At 56.7% G+C, this 19,001-nt stretch carries 16 protein-coding genes; 10 read left to right on the forward strand and 6 right to left on the reverse strand.

Features of this window, described 5'->3' with window-relative positions; genetic code table 11:
• Nucleotides 1–83: 83 nt before the first annotated feature.
• A protein-coding gene (gene prfB, locus BN1012_RS05515; RefSeq protein WP_122381344.1) for a peptide chain release factor 2 occupies nt 84–1,215 on the forward strand; the annotation gives its coding sequence in 2 pieces (ribosomal slippage) (nt 84–149 and nt 151–1,215; 1,131 coding nt in all).
• Nucleotides 1,216–1,302: 87 nt separating this feature from the next.
• Here prfB and BN1012_RS05520 read toward each other — a convergent pair.
• The 4 genes from BN1012_RS05520 to bcp all read right to left on the reverse strand — a co-directional run bounded on the left by BN1012_RS05520 (nt 1,303) and on the right by bcp (nt 4,748).
• A complete protein-coding gene (locus tag BN1012_RS05520; protein ID WP_063958488.1) occupies nt 1,303–1,899 on the reverse strand; it encodes a bactofilin family protein in 597 nt (198 codons plus the stop codon).
• Complete coding sequence (locus BN1012_RS05525) at nt 1,880–3,232, reverse strand: peptidoglycan DD-metalloendopeptidase family protein (RefSeq protein WP_320408873.1); 1,353 nt, start codon at nt 3,230–3,232, stop codon at nt 1,880–1,882. The genes BN1012_RS05520 and BN1012_RS05525 overlap by 20 nt, the downstream gene beginning before the upstream one ends.
• 236 nt (nt 3,233–3,468) lie before the next feature.
• Nucleotides 3,469–4,227, reverse strand: a complete 759-nt coding sequence (locus BN1012_RS05530) for a ferritin-like domain-containing protein (protein WP_052535604.1) — start codon at nt 4,225–4,227, stop codon at nt 3,469–3,471.
• A 50-nt stretch (nt 4,228–4,277) separates the two neighbouring features.
• Complete coding sequence (gene bcp / locus BN1012_RS05535; protein WP_043948850.1) at nt 4,278–4,748, reverse strand: thioredoxin-dependent thiol peroxidase; 471 nt, start codon at nt 4,746–4,748, stop codon at nt 4,278–4,280.
• 239 nt (nt 4,749–4,987) lie between these two features.
• Between bcp and BN1012_RS05540 the strand changes: the two genes are divergently transcribed.
• Entirely contained in the window at nt 4,988–8,563 is a 3,576-nt protein-coding gene (locus BN1012_RS05540) for a YhdP family protein (protein ID WP_043948851.1), read from the forward strand.
• A 4-nt stretch (nt 8,564–8,567) separates the two neighbouring features.
• Here BN1012_RS05540 and tyrS read toward each other — a convergent pair whose 3' ends face one another.
• Nucleotides 8,568–9,818, reverse strand: coding sequence for a tyrosine--tRNA ligase (gene tyrS, locus BN1012_RS05545; protein ID WP_043948852.1), 1,251 nt, complete (start codon nt 9,816–9,818; stop codon nt 8,568–8,570).
• Between the two features lie 160 nt (nt 9,819–9,978).
• Between tyrS and BN1012_RS05550 the strand changes: the two genes are divergently transcribed.
• Nucleotides 9,979–11,112 carry an anhydro-N-acetylmuramic acid kinase gene (locus BN1012_RS05550; protein WP_043948853.1) on the forward strand — a complete coding sequence of 378 codons (1,134 nt, stop codon included), beginning with the start codon at nt 9,979–9,981 and terminating at the stop codon, nt 11,110–11,112.
• Nucleotides 11,113–11,139: 27 nt separating this feature from the next.
• On the opposite strand, the gene BN1012_RS05555 is transcribed toward BN1012_RS05550, so the two are convergent.
• Nucleotides 11,140–11,817, reverse strand: a complete 678-nt coding sequence (locus BN1012_RS05555) for an alpha/beta hydrolase (protein WP_043948854.1) — start codon at nt 11,815–11,817, stop codon at nt 11,140–11,142.
• 383 nt (nt 11,818–12,200) lie between these two features.
• On the opposite strand from BN1012_RS05555, the gene BN1012_RS05560 reads away from it, so the two are divergent.
• From BN1012_RS05560 to BN1012_RS05585, 7 genes are read left to right on the forward strand one after another with little or no spacing between them, the layout of a single operon-like run.
• Nucleotides 12,201–12,752, forward strand: coding sequence for an Rrf2 family transcriptional regulator (locus BN1012_RS05560; protein ID WP_063958489.1), 552 nt, complete (start codon nt 12,201–12,203; stop codon nt 12,750–12,752).
• Between the two features lie 52 nt (nt 12,753–12,804).
• Nucleotides 12,805–14,007, forward strand: a complete 1,203-nt coding sequence (locus BN1012_RS05565; protein WP_043948855.1) for a cysteine desulfurase family protein — start codon at nt 12,805–12,807, stop codon at nt 14,005–14,007.
• Between the two features lie 8 nt (nt 14,008–14,015).
• A complete protein-coding gene (gene sufB, locus BN1012_RS05570; protein ID WP_043948856.1) occupies nt 14,016–15,476 on the forward strand; it encodes a Fe-S cluster assembly protein SufB in 1,461 nt (486 codons plus the stop codon).
• Complete coding sequence (locus tag BN1012_RS17620; protein WP_171815918.1) at nt 15,476–15,625, forward strand: glycine zipper domain-containing protein; 150 nt, start codon at nt 15,476–15,478, stop codon at nt 15,623–15,625. Before sufB ends, BN1012_RS17620 begins: the two co-directional genes overlap by 1 nt.
• A gap of 1 nt (nt 15,626) precedes the next feature.
• Entirely contained in the window at nt 15,627–16,376 is a 750-nt protein-coding gene (gene sufC, locus BN1012_RS05575) for a Fe-S cluster assembly ATPase SufC (protein WP_043948857.1), read from the forward strand.
• A gap of 2 nt (nt 16,377–16,378) precedes the next feature.
• On the forward strand, nt 16,379–17,731 hold the full coding sequence (gene sufD / locus BN1012_RS05580) for a Fe-S cluster assembly protein SufD (protein ID WP_043948858.1): 1,353 nt from the start codon (nt 16,379–16,381) through the stop codon (nt 17,729–17,731).
• Entirely contained in the window at nt 17,728–18,993 is a 1,266-nt protein-coding gene (locus BN1012_RS05585) for a cysteine desulfurase (protein WP_043948859.1), read from the forward strand. Before sufD ends, BN1012_RS05585 begins: the two co-directional genes overlap by 4 nt.
• Nucleotides 18,994–19,001 lie beyond the last annotated feature (8 nt).

Genomic DNA, 19,001 nt, shown 5'->3' on the forward strand with positions numbered 1-19,001 from the left:
ACGAGCAGGCGGCATCTGCCTACCAATGAAGTAGGCAGATCGGGGAAAGCCGCCGCCGGAAGATGGATTTCAGGAGAGTATCCATGCGTGCCGAGATCCGTGATCTCGTTGACGAACTCCAGCAGTCGCTTGCGCTGCTGAGGAGGCATCTTTGACCCCGCCGAGACGGAACGGGAACTAGAGAAGCTCAACGAGCGGGCAGAAGACTCCAGCCTTTGGGACGATCCCGAAAAGGCACAGGCCGTTATGCGCGACCGCACCCGGCTTGAAACTGCCCTGAAGAACTACCGCGACCTTGAAAGTGCATTGTCTGACAATGTGGAACTCATTGAGATGGGCGAAGCAGAAGGCGATGACGAGGTGGTCGCTGAAGCTGAGGCCAGTTTGAGGGCAGCGCGTGACGTCGCTGCGGAGCGTGAGCTGGAGACACTGCTGTCTGGAGAGGCGGACGCCAACGACACCTACCTGGAAGTCCACGCCGGTGCTGGTGGCACCGAGTCCAATGATTGGGCCCAGATGTTGCTGCGCATGTACATGCGCTGGGGCGAAGCCAAGGGCTACAAGGTAGACCTGGTTGCAGAAACACAGGGCGACGAAGCTGGCATCAAGTCTGCAACGCTGCAGATAAAAGGCCACAACGCATATGGCTGGCTGCGGACGGAGTCAGGCGTCCATCGCCTGGTGCGAATTTCTCCTTATGACAGTCAGGCCCGCCGTCATACGAGTTTTGCCAGCGTTTGGGTATATCCGATTGTTGATGACTCGATTGAGATCGACATCCCGGAATCTGACGTCCGCATCGATACCTATCGCGCGTCGGGCGCTGGCGGGCAGCATGTGAACACGACGGACAGCGCGGTCCGCATCACCCACAATCCAACCGGAATTGTGGTTCAGTGCCAAAATGAGCGCTCGCAACACAAGAACAAGGCAACAGCTTGGACGATGCTGAGGGCCCGCATTTACGAGGCAGAGCTGCAGCGGCGTGAAGAGGAAGCCCAGGAGCAGGCGGCCAGCAAAACCGATATCGGCTGGGGTCACCAGATACGGTCCTATGTGTTGCAGCCATATCAGCTGGTAAAGGATCTGCGCACTGGTGTGGAGATTGGTAATCCCTCCGCCGTACTCGATGGTGGCATTGACCCGTTCCTGGCAGCCGCTCTGGCTAACAAGGTAGAAGAAAAAGAACAGGCTACAGCTGAGGTCGCGGAATAGCTGACTTTGAAGTCCGGCTTTCCACGCTGAAAACAAAAAGGCCCGCGGAGCATTCCGCGGGCCTTTTTCGTCTAATTCCTGAAATGCCTACTGGGCAGCTGGGCGGCGAACCACAACTGCGCCGTCCTTTACGACCACACCGCCCTTGCCTTCGTCTGACTTTGACGCCGGCGCTGTGTTGGCAGACTTGGCAGCTGGCGCTGACGGAGCCTGTTTCTCAGGCGTGGGGCGTTGTGCATCTGCAATCTTGAGAGATGCTGGTGCCTCACTGCTTGGCGCTGATGACGGCATTTCATCACCCAGTGGGTCATCTGAATGGCGGCAATTGCCTTCAAAGAACGCACCTGTTTCAACAGCCAGAGCTTCGTGGAGGATATCGCCCTCAACGTGGCACGTGGTTGCCAGCTGCACGCGGCGGGCGCGAATGGAGCCGACAATGCGGCCGCGAACAACAATGTCGTCGGCCATCACAGCGCCTGTAATGGTCGCGTGCTCGCCCACGGTCAGTGACTGACTGCGGACATCGCCTTCTACCGTGCCATCAATCTGGATGTCGCCGGTTGCAATGAGGTTGCCGTGGACGACGAGGTCATCCGAAATAATGGACGGTGCGGAACGTCCGCGGCGTGGCGCGGGGGCGGGGGCGGCTTTCGCCACGCTACCGCTATCCTTCTTCGAGAACATACTGACCTGCCTTCAAAAATTTGGCTGGATTCTGGACTTTTCCATCAACCCAGACCTCATAGTGGAGGTGCGGGCCTGTGGAGCGACCAGATGATCCTACCTTGCCAAGAGTTTCACGAAACTCAACAACGTCGCCAACTTTGACTTTAATGCTGGCTAGATGAGCGTAGCGCGTCTTTATGCCATTTCCATGGTCAACTTCGACGAACCGCCCATAGGCGCCACGCCAGCCCGCATAGACGACCTTACCGGCCATGGGAGCGTGCACTTTGGTGCCGTAGGGTCCGGCAAAATCAATGCCGGAGTGGAATGCAAGCTTGCGGTTGAAGGGATCAACGCGCGCGCCGAAGTTACTTGTGGTCTCAATGCCATAGATCGGTTTTGCCAGCGGCAGTTGCCGAAGGGCCTGATTGAGAACGGAAATCCGATCCAGATTGGTAGCAACCCGGAAAATCTGTCGGTCAAACCCTTCGCTGGTCTCGCCATCCGGCAGAACCGTGTCTGCGAAGTTGATGAACGGGCCACCTTCAGCCACGGCCTCAAGGGTCATGTCTTCCGCCATCGCATCCGGGTCGAAGCCGGTCATGCGGATGATGGACTCAATTTCTTTGATCTCCAGATCAGTTTCTTCTTCGATCCGGTTAACCAGGTGCTGCTGCACAAGATCCAGATTTTCAAGCCGGTGATCCATGAACGCGACTTTTTCTTCATGGCGAAGACCGTCGGCTGCCTGGGCAAGGTCGGTATATGCACCGCCCTGGCCGCTGGAACTGTTCATGTTGAGATGTGGTGGCGAAACTTGAACCCGGCTCTCACGAAAGGCGCCTTCGACCGGTGCTGGCCGAAGCATAATACGGGTCTCCCCATCAGCCTTGCGCTTGTTGGTCCCGGGCAGACCGGCAACTTTCTTGCGCATGTCATCAAGCTGGCTGCGCACTTCGCGGCTGTGGTTCAAAAGGTCTGCGAGAAGGCCGTGCTTGGCTTCCAGATCGCTTGTCTGCGACAGGAAGCGCGACTGGGCGAGGACCATCTCAGTGGACACTTCATCATAGGACGACTGCATCTCAGCAATGCGCTGCTCGTAGGCAGACTGCATGCGAATGAACTTGCGGTCTTTGGCGGCGATGATCTGGTCCTGGAAAACCACGTTCACCGACGTAAAGCCGACCCAACCCAGGAAAAAGACCGCGCCCAAGGCAAGGACGGCCTGCGTCCACGCTGACAGGGCCATGAACTGGACCTGTCCATGGCTGCGCAAATAGAACTGGCGTTCGGTGAATACTCGGCGGAACCCCCGTACCACCGAACCCGAAAAATCGGAGTTATTTGACACTTTACCCCTCTAAGCGTCTGAGCCCCCAAGAAGGGGCATAGAACCGTATTGCTTCAGCGATTTCAACCGGTTGAGGTTAAGAATCCCTAACCTAGTTAATCGAAATCAACCCAAAAGCGTTTCAAAAGCGGACAGGCGCCAGCAGCTGGACCTCGCCTTGCGAAATTTTCCCGCAGAATTCGGAGGAAAAATCACTTTCACCTACCCGAACAAGGGGACGTCAGAAACAATGCAGGTCATGTGCCAGCGAACAATGCGGCCAACCCTGCTTCACGTCGTGCATCCTCATTGAATGGGCCTTTAAGCTTACCCGTGTGATAGGCATCAACCGATGCGTCAAAAAGCTCTTTTGGGTCCCGGTTGCGACGCATGGCTGCGTCAGCGAACCAGGTGACACCTGCGGACACATGTCCAATTTCGTCGTCGTAGATTGTCTGCAGGACTTTGGCGCTTTGTTGGTCGCCGGCCCGCTCCAATGCAGAGACTGTTTGAGGAGTGACGTCCAGCCCGCGGGCCTCGTGCACCAGCGGGACGATAGCCAGACGGGCCGCAAAGTCGTGAGAGGTGGCCTCAGCGGCCTGCCAGAGTCCGTCATGAGCCGGGAGGTCGCCATATGTGGCATCCAATTCGCGGAGCCGAGCTTCCAGCATCAAGAAGTGTTTGCCTTCTTCGTCGGCCACTTTCACCCAGTCATCAGCAAATGCTGTCGGCAGAGGGGTCTCCCTGTCGTTGGTAAACCGTGCAAGAAGATCGCAAGCCAGATCAATTGCATTGAGTTCAATGTGTGCAAGGGCGTGGAGGAGGGCGATGCGCCCGGCCAAACTGCCCGGTCCGCGACGTTTCATGGCGCGGGGAGCAAGCAGCTCTGGCTTGCTCGGGCGAGCCGGGCGGTCGGGCACCTCTACCTTTAAGCCGGGCCACTGCAGTTTGCCGCTGCGCCAGTCGGCAGCCATGCGCCTGACAGCCAGCGCTTTTTCAGACGCATTGGCAGTCATCAGCACAGCAACGGCCTGGGCCGCCAGGCCGTGGTTGGGTGCCGATGCACTCAAAGCGCTTTTACAGCCTCAAGGACATCCTCCACGTGCCCTGGAACTTTCACCTTGCGCCAGACCCGGGCAATCTTGCCATTGCTGTCGATTAGAAACGTCGAGCGCTCAATGCCCATATACTTGCGGCCATACATGCTCTTTTCCACCCAGACGCCATACGCCTCTGTCACCTTGCCCTCTTCATCCGATCCAAGGGCGATCTTGAGGTCATGCTTGTCTTTGAATTTGTCATGCTTTTTCACAGGGTCTCGTGAGACCCCAAGAATAGCAGCTCCGGCTTTTTCGAACGCCTTCAAATGTTCCGTGAAACCGATTGCCTGCTTGGTGCAACCCGATGTGTCGTCCTTTGGATAGAAGTACAAAACCAGTGGCTGGCCTTTGTAGTCCTTGAGGGCGGTTTTGCCGTCGCCATCTGTCGGCATGGAAAATGCCGGGGCTTTTTTGCCTTCTACCAGTTCGCTCGCCATTCTTATGTCTCCCGTAAAGTTGCTTGCCGGCCGGCGTGTGTCGGTTCGTCTGACGCGCAAAGGCCATAATTGAGCAATATGGTGCGCTCCGAGGAAATGGGCACCTCTGTACACCCTTTTGGCCACGGTTTTTGCCATTATGGGCGTTGATTCGATAGGGCTTTCACGGAAATCGATGAAAGCCAGCTGGTCTCGCGCATATGTGAGGGGCAGCACACAGGAAACGAGATACTGACCTTTTGATCCGTCCGGCTACCAAAATCGCTCTCGAAGTTGTTGCGGGGCTTTCCGCCGTCGCGTTGCTGCTTGCTGCGGCGGCTGCATGGCGGTTGTCGCAGGGCCCACTGCCGGTCAGCTTCCTGACGCCATTTGTCGAGCAGGCTGCCAACGATCAATTACCCGACAATCGCATTGATATCGAAGACATGGTCATCGCCTGGGCGGATGGGCAAGGCGCCCTGGAGCTGCAGGCGGTCAATGTCGTCATCCTTGGTGAAGAAGATCAGGAAGTTGTGTCGGTGCCGAAACTGGCAATCGACTTCAACCTGCGCGCCGCGCTTGCGGGCCGGTTGGTGCCCAAAAAACTGGTGTTTGAAGGCGCATCGCTAACGCTGGTGCGAAGTGCAGAAGGCACAATCAGCTTCGGCCTGACCAGAAACGGTGCAGCGCTTCCCGCACCGGAGCCTGCGGTGTCGGAGGAGGGCGATGCTCTGTTGGCCACGCTTATTGAGGCCGTGGCATCCCCTGGAGACGATGCAGATGCGGGTCGACATCTGGAAGGGCTTAGCATCCGCGATGCCGCGATCACCGTATTTGATCAACGGTCAGGTGGTCTTTGGCTGGCATCCGATGTGGGACTTGAATTTCGCAATACACCAATCGGAATGGCCGGCGTCATAAATGCTCATGTTCTATCTCCAGGCGGGGAGTGGGATTTCATAGGGACTGTTCGCGCCTCGGGTCCTGATGAACCTGTGGTCATTGTGGCGAACCTCAACAACATCATGCTCCCGGATTTTGCACGGACGATGGTTGCGCTTGAACCGCTTGCAATGATCAACAGCGCCGTCTCGGGCCGGGTGACGGCGAAGCTGAACCGAGATGGCCTCTCCATTGCGGACCTTGAAGTCGATTTGAATGCCGGGCCCGGAGAACTCGTTCTGCCGATCAATGAGCCCGAGCCTTTCTATCCACCAAAGCCACTTGGCTATGACGGCAAGCCACAACCTGAAGACATCCCGCCGCCCTACACACCTCGCCCCTGGAGTTATGAGATTGATAGTGCGCACATCAAAGGCCGGGTGACCTGGCCGGAAGGTGTTGTCGAACTGGATGAGCTTGCCGTCAAAGGCGAGGCCATCGACCTGTCGGTGGCTGGTCGCGGCGAGATAACCGTTGCCGATGCCGGCGGCATCGAAGACGTGTATTTGTCCGTCGAGACGCAGCCTGTTGCTATCAATATTCCAAACGTCACGGTTGGTATCGCGCGAGTTGATGGGCTTGAGGCGACACTGAAATATGCGCTCGGAGACGGCCGTCTCGACATTGAAAACGCGTCGATGGCACTTGGAGAAGGATATGTGTCGGTCGCTGGACAGCTCTCCGGTCTGACAGAAGGACCACTTTCTGTGGTGCTTGACGGGGAGATAGAGCAACTGCTCGTAAGTGACTTGATGCAGATGTGGCCACCCAGAGTAGGCACCGGTGCACGCGATTGGGTTGTCTCAAACATCACAGGCGGATACCTCGATCAAGGTGTCCTCAAAATCGATGCGCCCGATGGCGCGCTTGATGCTACGCCGCTTCCTGACGATGCCGTTTCTCTCAACGTGCAATTTGCAGACTTGCAGGTGCGCTACCTGGGTGATCTCTCTCCCATTCGCTACGCGCGCGGGTCGCTGGATCTGAAGGGCAATGCGTTTGAGGCAAAGATGGTTGGGGGTGAAATTGCCCCCCCGTCGGGTGGTCTCATTCAGGTAACTGACGGAAGCTTCAGGACAGAAGACTTCCACATTCGTGGTAACGACGCTTTCATTGATGTGAAGGCGGCCGGATCCATGACCGCTATTCTTTCGCTGATTGATCAGGAACCGCTCGGCTACATAAGCCGCTTTGGCCTTGACCCGAATGAGGTGTCAGGAACGGGTACCACCCAGATCAAGGTAACGCTGCCAATGCGCAGTTTGCTGTTGTTCGAGGATGTCGGCTTTGGTGCGTCCGGACGCGCAACCCAGCTTGATATGCCGGATATCAGCCAGGGTGTGACGCTCAACGGTGGTGACATGGCCTTCACTGTGTCGAACACGCATTTGAGAGCCAATGGCACCATGGTCTTGGCGGGAACGCCAATCTCGCTGAAATGGGTTGAGGACTTCAATGCGGGCAAAAGACCAGGCAGCACGTTTGATGTCACAGGTATCTTTGACGACGCCACCCGAACTCAGCTTGGCGTCGGTATCGTCCGGAACATTCAGGGGTCTCTTCCTGTGCAGGCTGTTCTCAAGGGACGAGGCCCTGATATTGCGACAGCCGAATTTGAAGCTGACCTCGGCCCTGTAACGGTCGTGGAACCATTGATTGCATGGCGTAAAGATTCGGGCGTTCCCGCAACTCTGGCAGGCAATTACACGCAGGCCGATGACGGCAGCATAACTCTGTCGGGAATGAGCATGTCAGGTCAGGGCGTTCAACTGCAGGGCAGCGCTTTTTTCGATCCAAACGGGACCATGCAGCATGCATCCGTCTCGCGGTTGCTTCTGGCAAATGGAACCGACCTGTCCGGGGTTGCGGTTCGGTCTCCCGAGGACGGAATAGTTCGTATTGACGTGAATGGTCCCGCGTTTGATGCCCGGGATTTTCTGGATGACCTGTTTGCAGACGCACCAGCTTCTGAAGGGGACGAAGTGTCTGATGAAGTCATTTTAGCGAATGCCAACGTGGACCGAGTTACCGCCCATGTGGGGGAAGTGCTGACTGGCGTGACAGCATCCTTGAAGATGGTTGGTTCACGTATGCAGGAACTGTCGGTGGACGGTGTATTTGAGACCGGTGGGGACCTCGACATCGAGATGAAGCCGACGACCTATGGCACCCGGAAGGTTGAAGCAACATCTCGCAATGCGGGCGCCGTGCTTCGGGGGCTGGACCTCTACGACAATATGGATGGCGGCAATGTGGATTTTTCAGCTGAGATTGACGATCGACTGGACGGCAGTCCACTGGAAGGACGCCTGACCGGCGACACACTGCGCATCCGAAATGCACCTATCGTGGCTGATGTTTTGACACTCGGTTCACTGACAGGCATCAGGGATACACTTCAGGGTGAGGGCATCTTGTTCACCCGGCTGGACGCACCGGTGCGGGTCAATGCGCGAGCCATCGACCTGAAAGACGCGATCCTGTCCGGACCTGCGATCGGTGCAACCATCAAGGGTCATGTGGATCGTGAGACCGATGAGATTGACCTGGGCGGCACAATCATTCCGGCATACACCGTCAACAGCTTTCTTGGGAACATTCCCGTCATTGGTGAACTTTTCGTTGGCCGAGAAGGTGAGGGTGTTTTCGGCATCACCTACGGAATTTCAGGCAAATCCAACGATCCGGAAGTGATCGTAAATCCCGCAGCGGCCCTTCTGCCGGGCATCCTGCGCCGTATTTTTGAGATTGGCGGCAGCGCGAGCGACGACGTTCCAACGAACACGCCAACTGAACCCAATGTTTCCCCGGAAAACAGTCAGCCCGCCGATGTAGATACAACTGCAGAAGCTGCGCCGGAAAGCAGCGCGCGCGGCGCGGGTGATGACGGCTAGGTGACTAAGCTTTCTTGATCAATACGTGGCGCTTTTTGCCGGCGGAAAGTTTGATTGCGCCATCGCGAATATCATCTTCGCCCAGAGACCGGCGCCAGTCGCTGACCTGATCATCATTGATGCGCACGCCGCCCCCGTGCACGAGGCGACGGGCCTCGCTGGTGGAAGCGCTCAGCTTTGCTTCGACCAAAGCTGTGAGAAGACCAAGCCCATCAGCCCACATATCGGCTGCTATTGCGACGGTCGGCAGGTCGGATGCGACGGAACCTTCTTCAAAGGTTTTGCGAGCTGTTTCCTCGGCAGATTCAGCGGCAGCGCGCCCGTGCGCCATAGCTGTTGCCTCGGTAGCCAGAACCTTTTTGGCATCATTGAGCTCTGCTCCTTCGAGCTTTTCGAGCCTGCCTATTTCGTCAAGAGACAGATCCGTGAAGAGCCGTAAGAGCTTGCCGACGTCCGCATCCTCGCAATTGCGCCAGTACTGCCAGTAGTCATAGGCAGGCAGCATGTCTTCATTTAGCCAGACCGCACCATCGGCCGTCTTGCCCATCTTGGTGCCGGACGATGTTGTGAGAAGTGGTGATGTCAGACCGATGAGCGCGGAATCATCCATGCGCCGTCCCAGGTCGATGCCATTGACGATGTTACCCCATTGATCAGACCCGCCCATTTGCAAGGTGCAGTCGTACCGCCGGTAAAGCTCCGCGAAGTCGTAGGCCTGGATAATCATGTAGTTGAATTCCAGGAACGAAAGGTTCTGCTCACGCTCCAGTCGGGCCTTCACGCTTTCAAAAGACAACATCCGATTGACCGAGAAGTGACGCCCCACATCTCGCAGGAAATCAACATAATCAAGTCCATCCAGCCATTCACGATTGTCCACCATCAAGGCGCCGGTGGGCCCGTCATCAAAGCTGAGGAATTTCGAAAAGACCTTGCGGATGCCTTCCTTGTTTTTGGCGATCGCGTCGTCGTCCAGCAGGGGCCGCGCTGAGTCCCGGAACGACGGGTCACCAATGCGGGTAGTGCCGCCACCAATGACTACGATTGGTCGATGCCCTGCTTTTTGGAGGGCCCGGAGCATCATGATTTGGACAAGTGAGCCCGCATGCAGACTTGGAGCCGTGCAATCAAAACCGATATAGCCCGTTACCACGCCCTTGGAGAGGTTTTCTTCAAGCGCGTCGGCATCGGAGCATTGTGCAATGAAACCGCGCTCATCGAGGTGGTTCAGAAAGTCTGATTTGTAGCTCGGCATGTTCTGGTCGCTTTGATTGGAGGCGGAAGGCGTGTAGGCCTAAAGGAAATGGCGGGTGATCGATATTGGTTCCGTGAAGGCGGGGGATTAGCATGTCGGCCTGCCAACGCAAAGCGTCCCGTGGCGAACGGCAGACCTGCCAAATGACTGGAGCCCGACAATGTCTGATGCCAATCAACTCCATAAAGCCATCGGGCTCATGAGTGGCACGTCTATGGACGCCGTGGATGCTGCCATCGTGACGACCGACGGTTACTCACATGTCGAAGCCGGGCCATCCCTTGCGGTACCTTATCCCAGGGCTTTGCGGGATCGGGTGGCCGGCGAGTTGGCAGGCGCAATGGCGTTGTCTGCACCGCGTCCACTACCTCAAAACCTGCTCGAGCTGGAGCGTGAGATTACGCTTATGCAGGCTGATGTCGTGAACCAGCTGATGAGTGAAGCCAATATGTCGGCATCAGAGTTTGATGTGATTGGCTTTCATGGTCAGACCGTCGCGCACCGGCCGGATCAGGGCTGGACGCTGCAACTTGGCGACGGATCGCTGATGGCAGCCGAAACCGGCGTCGACGTGGTGAATGACTTTCGGTCTGCAGACATGACCGCAGGAGGCGAGGGGGCGCCCCTGGCGCCGCTATATCATTTGGCCCTTGCCCATGACATGAGCGGCCATCCATTGGCCGTGTTGAATCTTGGCGGGATTGGAAATGTCACCTGGATTGGTCCGAATGACGGCCCAGATCCAGTCGCTTTCGATACAGGTCCTGCGAATGCCCTGATTGATGAATGGGCGCTAGAAAAAATAGGCGAACCATTTGATCACAATGGCGCCCTTGCCAAGGCAGGCACGGTCAACGAGGCCGTGCTGAAAACCATGCTGACCAACGCTTATTTCGACCGCAAGCCGCCAAAATCGCTTGATCGACTGGATTTTTCAGCTGAGGCAGCCGCGGAACTATCAAATGCAGATGGGGCAGCCACATTGGTGGCTTTCACCGTTGAAAGCGTTGCCCGTGCACTGGAGCACCTACCAGAGCCCCCAAAGCAATGGATTGTGGTAGGAGGCGGGCGCCGTAACCCGGTCCTGATGGGCGAACTGGCGCGTCGGCTTGGGGTGCGCGTCATCGCTGCTGAAGAAGCAGGTTGGCGCGGCGATACGCTGGAGGCTGAGGCGTTTGCTTACCTGGCCGTGCGCAATCTCAAGGGATTGCCACTATCGGTGCCCACAACCACCGGGGTTTCCAAGCCGATGACAGGCGGCACGCTACACAAAACCAGCACGCGCGCCGCCTAGGGTCATCTTGGAGGCAGGTAATCAATCCTACTTGCCGTCTTTCTTCGCATCTTTCGCCTGCTGATCTTCAACAAGGCGTCGGTCGAGATAGGTCGCTACCGTATCAAGCATTTGCTTGGAGCCAGTTTCAAAGAAGTGGTTTGCGCCTTTGATGACTTCCTGATCGATAGTGATGCCTTTTTGTGCGCGCAGGCGCTCAACGAGTTTTTCCACATCATCAACCGGCGCCACCTGATCCTGATCACCAGACACGAAGATGCCGGATGACGGGCAGGGGGCAAGGAAGCTGAAATCATAAGAGTTGGCCGGCGGCGCAACAGAGATGAACCCGTCAATCTCCGGGCGACGCATCAACAGCTGCATGCCAATCCAGGCGCCGAACGAGAAGCCGGCGACCCAACAGGTGCGGCTGTCGACATTGTAGGTCTGGAGCCAGTCAAGAGCTGCGGCGGCATCAGACAGCTCACCAATCCCGCCGTCAAAGCCGCCTTGGCTGCGCCCGACACCACGAAAATTGAAGCGCAGCACTGAGAAACCCCGATTAGCGAACATGTAAAACAGTTCGTAGACCGTCTGATTGTTCATCGTGCCGCCGAACTGCGGATGGGGATGCAGAATCAGCGCAATTGGGGAGTTTGGCTTGCCTTGATGGTGGTAGCGGCCTTCGATACGGCCCGCAGGGCCGTTGAAAATCACGTCGGGCATGGATGGTTTACACCGCGGGGTGGCTGATTAAACCAACCTCACAAGGTTGGTATAGAATACCCACATACAAAAAATGCCCATTTTTATGGGCTTTTTCCCGCATCCTTTTCTTGACTAAAACACTCGGGTTTATTATTTCTAGCTCACATAGCGCCAGCTTGATGCTTCTCATAGCATAAGCAGTTATGGCGATTGCAAGCATTCCGCGCGAGGTCAGCGCAGCGGCGCTTGCGGAGGGCCATGTGGGGTCATCACACGGCACTTGAAAATTGGGGGTCATTGGTAGCTCAGCTGCCGCATTGTGTTGGGCACAGATGTGGCCGGTTTGGGATACCTCATCACGGCGATAGTCAAATAATGGCTACGCTGACGGAGAAGACCTTATGAAACTCAGTACCAAAGGCCGGTATGCGGTCATGGCAATGGCGGATCTGGCCCGGTTTGGCGGCAAGAAGCCAGTGTCTCTCGGCGAGATTGCAGGTCGTCAGGAAATTTCACTGTCCTATCTCGAGCAGCTGTTCGCGAAGCTTCGCAGGGCAGGCATCGTGAAAAGCGTGCGCGGTCCGGGCGGCGGCTACCATCTTGCGCGGGATCCGGAAGACATCCAGGTGTCCGACATTATCCTGTCTGTCGATGAGCCAATCAAAGCAACACGCTGCAAGGAGAGTTCCGGCGAAGGATGCCTTGGCAACGGCGCGCGTTGCATTACCCATGATCTGTGGGACGAATTGAGCCGTCAGATACACCTCTTCCTCAGTGAAGTGTCGCTGGGCGACGTAATCCATCGTCGGGTGCTTGGACGCAGTGGCATCTATGAGGACGCTGAAAGTGGCGAGGGATCACAAATCGGGTCCCAGGCATCGCCAACGTCCTCCTCATCCCAACCGGCGCCACAAGCATCCAACTATGCTGGTGCAGTTGCAGCTGGCGAATAGGCGACCAACACGCAGTATTTCCGTTTCAAACTAACAGGACCATTCACCACCTGTGGCACAGGCAACCACATATCTTGATCACAATGCGACGGCGCCACTGCGTCCCGAAGCGCGCGAGGCCATGGTCGCTGCCATGGATGCGCTGGCTGGTGGTGGTAATCCGTCGTCCGTCCATCGGGCGGGCAGGGTGGCGAAGCGTCTTGTGGAAGACGCGCGCGCAAGTGTTGCGTCCCTGGTGGCAGCTGTGCCGGATGAGGTTGTGTTCACATCCGGTGGGACGGAAGCCAACAGCCTTGCAATTACCGGGACATTGGCCTCGGGCGCCGTTGAGCGTTTGATTGTGGTGGCAACGGAACATGCAAGCGTCATAGATACGGCTGCCGCAAGCGGCGTTGACGTCAAGCAGCTTGGCGTTGATTCAGATGGTATGGCCGATATTGCTGCACTTGTTGACGACCTGCAGACAGATACGCGGCCGGCCCTTGTATGTGTAATGGCGTCAAACAACGAGACGGGTGCCGTTCAACCCGTCCTGCAGATCACCCAATGTGTCAAAGAGGCTGGTGGTCGTGTGCACGTGGACGCCGTCCAGCATGTGGGCAAATTGCCTCTGTCTCCTTTGGGTGGTGCGCATACAATGGCAATTTCCGCCCACAAGATAGGCGGCCCGCAAGGCGTCGGTGCGTTGGTTGTGCGTGGCAAGGGACGTGTCGAGCCAATGCTTCGCGGCGGCGGGCAAGAGTTGCGCCGCCGTGCTGGCACAGAAAATGTTGTCGGAATTGCCGGCTTTGGTGCTGCTGCAGACAAAGCAGCAGAAAGTCAGGCGCAGCTTCAGGCCCTGGCCCCCTTGCGTGATGAACTGGAAGCACGCGCTCTACAAATCGCTGATGCCACAGGTCATGTGGGTGCGGTGATCTGCCCTGCGGCAGAGCGGTTGCCAAACACCAGTTGCATTGCATTTGATGGAGTGAAAGCGGAAACGCTTTTGATGGCGCTCGACCTCGGTGGGGTCTGTGTCAGTTCCGGCTCAGCGTGCTCATCGGGCAAAGTGGCGCGCAGTCATGTGCTTGAAGCCATGGGCATCAATGAAAGCCGCGCAGGTGGAGCAATCCGCGTGTCCATGGGATGGAATACGACCGATCAGGATGTTGAACGGTTTTGTTCCGCTCTCGAGCAGGCTTTGAAGAGAATTCGCCCCGCTGATGCGGGTCATGTTTCCAGCGAGGGCCACGCGGTCCGAACTGCAGGTGAGTAGGTAAGGGTATGGCAGCGGTTCAAGAAACAGTGCGTGACGTCGAAGGCCTCGGCCAGGGCGACAAGTACAAATATGGTTTCTATACGGACATTGAGAGCGACAAGGCTCCCAAGGGTCTGAATGAGGACACAGTTCGGTTCATCTCGGCCAAAAAGGGCGAGCCCGAATGGATGCTTGAGTACCGCCTAGAAGCCTTCCGCCGTTGGCTGGAAATGGAAGAACCCGACTGGGCCAAGGTCAACTATCCAAAAATCGACTATCAGGACTACTACTACTACTCCGCACCCAAGAGTCAGGGTGACGGCCCAAAGAGTCTGGATGAAGTCGATCCTGAACTCCTGCGCACCTATGAGAAGCTCGGGATTCCATTGAACGAGCAAAAGATGCTCGCGGGCGTTGCTGTTGATGCCGTGTTCGACAGTGTGTCCGTGGTTACAACATTCAAAGAGAAACTGTCTGAGGCTGGCGTGGTATTCTGCCCAATCTCAGAGGCCGTACATTCTCATCCAGAATTGGTGAAAGAGTATCTCGGCAGTGTTGTGCCCGCGACAGACAACTATTTTGCCGCTCTGAACGCCGCAGTGTTCTCTGACGGGTCGTTTGTATACATCCCCAAGGGTGTTCGCTGCCCGATGGAGCTGTCGACCTATTTCCGCATCAACGAACGCGACACGGGGCAGTTTGAGCGCACCCTGATCATCGCTGATGAAGGCTCGTATGTGAGCTACCTGGAAGGCTGCACCGCCCCCATGCGGGACGAACACCAGCTCCATGCTGCGGTGGTGGAGCTTGTCACTCACCATGATGCTGAAATCAAATACTCGACAGTGCAGAACTGGTACCCGGGCGATGAAGACGGCAAGGGTGGTATCTTCAATTTTGTGACCAAGCGCGGAGACTGCCGCGGAGACAACTCAAAGATCTCCTGGACGCAGGTCGAAACCGGCTCCGCAGTAACCTGGAAATATCCAAGCTGCGTGTTACGTGGAGACAACTCGTCTGGCGAGTTTTACTCCATCGCCATTTCAAATGGCGCGCAGCAGGTCGACTCCGGGACCAAGATGATCCATCTGGGCAAGAACACGAAGAGCCGGATCATTTCGAAAGGTATCTCCGCGGGAAAATCGTCCAACGCCTATCGTGGCCTGGTGAGCATTTATCCGTCTGCTGAAGACGCACGCAATTTCACTCAGTGTGACAGTCTGCTGATTGGGGACAGATGCTCGGCCCACACAGTGCCGTACATCGAAAGCCGCAACCCGACGGCCGTGCTTGAGCATGAAGCCACCACATCGAAGCTGTCGGAAGATCAGCTCTTCTACTGTCAGGCCCGCGGCCTGCCGGAAGAAGAAGCCGTCGCGCTTCTCGTCAACGGCTTCTGCCGTGAAGTGCTGCAGCAACTGCCGATGGAATTTGCCGTAGAAGCTCAAAAGCTGGTGGGTATCTCCCTTGAAGGGAGCGTCGGCTAATGAACATGGGTACCTGGATTGCCATCGGCACTGGAGTTGGCGTCGCCATAGGCGTGGCAACGGATGAACTCAGCACCTGGATTGCAGTAGGGGTCGGCATCGGCGTTGCGTTGGGCGCCACCACATTTTTGCGTAATACGGATAATTAGAATGCTTGAAATCAAAGACCTGCATGTTGAAGTCGGCGGCAAGGAAATCCTGAAAGGGATCAACCTCACCCTTAATCCCGGTGAGGTGCACGCAGTCATGGGCCCCAACGGCTCTGGCAAGTCAACGCTGTCCTACACGCTGGCCGGCCGGTCCGGCTATGAGGTGACTGGCGGCTCAATCCTTTTCAATGGCAAGGACCTGACTGAACTTGAGCCCAATGAGCGTGCCGCTGCAGGTGTGTTCCTCGCGTTTCAGTATCCAACAGAAGTGCCCGGCGTCACCACGATGACGTTCCTTAAAACGGCTCTAAACGCTGTGCGGGTTGCGCGGGGTGAAGACGAGTTGGATGCGGTCAGGTTCCTCAAGCTGGTACGTGAGAAAGCCAAGGCCCTGAACATCACCGATGACATGCTGAAGCGTCCGCTCAATGTCGGCTTCTCCGGTGGCGAGAAGAAGCGTGCTGAGACACTGCAAATGGCTCTGCTCGAGCCGACATTTGCGGTGCTTGATGAAACAGACTCAGGCCTCGACGTCGATGCGATGCGTGTTGTCGCTGAGGGTGTAAACGCATTGCGCTCACCCGAGCGCTCCATGCTGGTGATTACTCACTATCAACGGTTGCTCGATCACATCGTCCCTGACCATGTGCACATTCTGGCAGGCGGCAAGATTGTTAAATCTGGTCCCAAGGAACTGGCGCGAGAAGTCGAAGAATCCGGTTACGCAGATATCAAGAGCGACGCGGCTTAGTCATGGCGAGAGTAGCAGTTGAGCCTTTGGATATCGAAACCGGCCTAGTGGACGACCACGCGGCAGCAGCAAAGGTGCTGCCCGGCGCGGCGCACCAAGCCAGTGCCCGATCCAAAGCCATCGAGGCGTTTGCGGTTGAAGGATTGCCGAACAGGCGGCTTGAAGAATATCGCTACTTCGATCTGCGTCAGATGTTGGCCAAGGCAGGCCCACTTGCCGTCACCCCGGCAGCGTCCAGCGTTGACACCACGGACTCTGCCACGGGCCTCTTTGCTGAGTTGGACAGGCACGTCGCTGTTTTCATCAACGGTCGATTTGATGCGGCGCGCTCCTCCTTCGATGGTTTGCCTGATGGTGTTGAGCTTTTGAGCTACTCAGAGGCTCTGAATAGTGAAGCTGCCTGGGTATCTGAGGCGCTGGAGTCTTCCATTGCACCTCAGGATGCCGTTACCACTCTAAATGCGGCATACGCGATTGATGGCATCGTAATTCGGGTGTCGGCGGGTGTGAAAGTCCATAAGCCAATTGAGGTTCAATGGCGTGCGGTTGGCGACGTCAGTACACATTTCCACACGCGCAGCCTTGTCGTCCTCGAAGAGGGCGCGCAGCTGACATTGCTTGAAACCCGCGGCGACGATAAGCGGGCACCTGTCTTTGCCACGGGAGCCTTGCGGCTTGTAATCGGCGATGATGCATCGTTGCGCCATGCCGCCGTATATGCAGATGGCGATGATGTTGTTCGTGTTGGAAAAAAGTCGGTCACCCTTGGCAAGGCGTCAAACTACGAAACGCTTGGTCTTGCCGTTGGCACGGGGAAAGCTCGCACCGATGAGCACGTTCATTTTGCCGGTGAAAACACAAAGGCAAGTATCAATGGGCTATCCCTGCTGCGCGATAGAGCAGTGATGGACAACACTTTGTTCGTCGATCATGCGGTACCCAATTGCGAAAGCGAAGAGACCTTTCGTTCGGTCCTGGACGACGCGTCACGCGGCGTTTTTCAGGGGTCTATCCTGGTGCGTAAGGACGCCCAGAAAATTGACTCACAGATGCAGGCTCGAGCATTGCTCCTTTCCCGCAAGGCTGAAATGGATGCAAAGCCGATGTTGGAAATTTACGCCGATGACGTGATTTGTGCGCACGGGTCCGCGATCGGTGAGCCGGATCAAAACGCCATTTTCTATCTGATGAGCCGTGGTATCGATGAGAATACCGCACGCGCGTTGCTTGTGGCCGGCTTCCTGGATGATGTGGTGGATGGCTTCGACGACGGTGCGATTGCCGTTGCTCTCAAGATGCTGCTGGCGGAGCGCCTTGGCGCGCCGAAAGATACGGCACAAGGGGCATCTATATGAGCGAAGCCGCAACCATTTCCAGTCTGGCACCGCATAACGAACCGGCATTTGACGTAGAGCGTGTGCGCGCGGATTTCCCGATCCTCTCTCGGGAGATTTACGGCAAACCACTTGTCTATTTGGACAATGCAGCCTCGGCGCAAAAGCCCGTGCAAGTGTTGGATGCCATCCGCGACGCTTATGCCAATGACTACGCCAATGTCCATCGTGGTCTGCATTATCTGGCAAATGCGTCCACGCAGGCCTTTGAAGGCGCGCGAGAAAAAGTGCGGGCGCTGCTAAATGCGCCAACAACTGATGAAATCATTTTCACCAAAGGTGGAACCGAGGCCATGAATCTTGTGGCGCAGGGGTACCTGCAGCCGATCATTCAGCCTGGTGATGAGATTGTTATCTCGATGATGGAGCACCACTCCAACATCGTGCCATGGCACTTCCTGAGGGAGCGTCAGGGGGCAGTCCTGAAATGGGTTCCTGTGCTGGATGATGGATCGCTGGATATGGCTGCTTTTGAAGCAGCCCTTGGTCCCAAAACGAAACTCGTGTCCATGACGCACATGTCAAATGTGTTGGGCAGCGTGGTGGATGCCAAGAAAATCACTGACATGGCGCATGCCCATGGCGCCGCCGTTCTTATTGACGGGTGCCAAGGCGCTGTTCACATGGACGTGGATGTCCAGGCGATCGGGTGCGATTTTTATGTGATGACCGGACACAAGCTTTACGGTCCGACTGGCATCGGTGCGCTCTACGGCAGGGCCGAATTGCTGGCAGAGATGCAGCCTTATCAGGGCGGTGGTGAAATGATCCGTGAAGTCCACATGGATGAAATCACCTATGGGGACGCCCCGCACAAGTTTGAAGCGGGAACACCTCCGATTGTGCAGGCGATTGGACTTGGTGCAGCAATTGACTATGTGAACGACGTTGGCCGTGCGGCGGCCCGGGCGCACGAGGCAGATTTGATTGCCTATGCAACGGCACAGGTCCAGGACCTCAACTGGATTACAATTCACGGCACTATGCCGGGCAAAGGTGCGATCATGTCATTCTCAATGGAAGGCGCGCATCCGCATGATGTTGCAACCATCATTGACCGGTCCGGGATTGCGATCAGGGCCGGGCAGCACTGTGCTGAACCACTGATGGCCCACCTCGGTGTGCCTGGCACTGCGCGCGCCTCGTTCGCCATGTACAATACACGTGCAGATGTTGACGCGTTTGTTGTGGCGCTCGAGAAGGCGCGGGAGTTTCTTGGGTAATGGATGAA

It is taken from the genome of Candidatus Phaeomarinobacter ectocarpi, from assembly GCF_000689395.1.
GTDB classification, from domain to species: Bacteria; Pseudomonadota; Alphaproteobacteria; order CGMCC-115125; family CGMCC-115125; genus Pyruvatibacter; species Pyruvatibacter ectocarpi.

Bases quoted from the DNA above. Each gene is read 5' to 3' on its own strand.
- BN1012_RS05520 (WP_063958488.1), bottom strand. From the start codon at position 1,899: ATGTTCTCGAAGAAGGATAGCGGTAGCGTGGCGAAAGCCGCCCCCGCC.
- BN1012_RS05530 (WP_052535604.1), bottom strand. From the start codon at position 4,227: ATGACTGCCAATGCGTCTGAAAAAGCGCTGGCTGTCAGGCGCATGGCT.
- bcp (WP_043948850.1), bottom strand. From the start codon at position 4,748: ATGGCGAGCGAACTGGTAGAAGGCAAAAAAGCCCCGGCATTTTCCATG.
- tyrS (WP_043948852.1), bottom strand. From the start codon at position 9,818: ATGCCGAGCTACAAATCAGACTTTCTGAACCACCTCGATGAGCGCGGT.
- BN1012_RS05550 (WP_043948853.1), top strand. From the start codon at position 9,979: ATGTCTGATGCCAATCAACTCCATAAAGCCATCGGGCTCATGAGTGGC.
- BN1012_RS05555 (WP_043948854.1), bottom strand. From the start codon at position 11,817: ATGCCCGACGTGATTTTCAACGGCCCTGCGGGCCGTATCGAAGGCCGC.
- BN1012_RS05560 (WP_063958489.1), top strand. From the start codon at position 12,201: ATGAAACTCAGTACCAAAGGCCGGTATGCGGTCATGGCAATGGCGGAT.
- sufB (WP_043948856.1), top strand. From the start codon at position 14,016: ATGGCAGCGGTTCAAGAAACAGTGCGTGACGTCGAAGGCCTCGGCCAG.
- BN1012_RS17620 (WP_171815918.1), top strand. From the start codon at position 15,476: ATGAACATGGGTACCTGGATTGCCATCGGCACTGGAGTTGGCGTCGCC.
- sufC (WP_043948857.1), top strand. From the start codon at position 15,627: ATGCTTGAAATCAAAGACCTGCATGTTGAAGTCGGCGGCAAGGAAATC.
- sufD (WP_043948858.1), top strand. From the start codon at position 16,379: ATGGCGAGAGTAGCAGTTGAGCCTTTGGATATCGAAACCGGCCTAGTG.
- BN1012_RS05585 (WP_043948859.1), top strand. From the start codon at position 17,728: ATGAGCGAAGCCGCAACCATTTCCAGTCTGGCACCGCATAACGAACCG.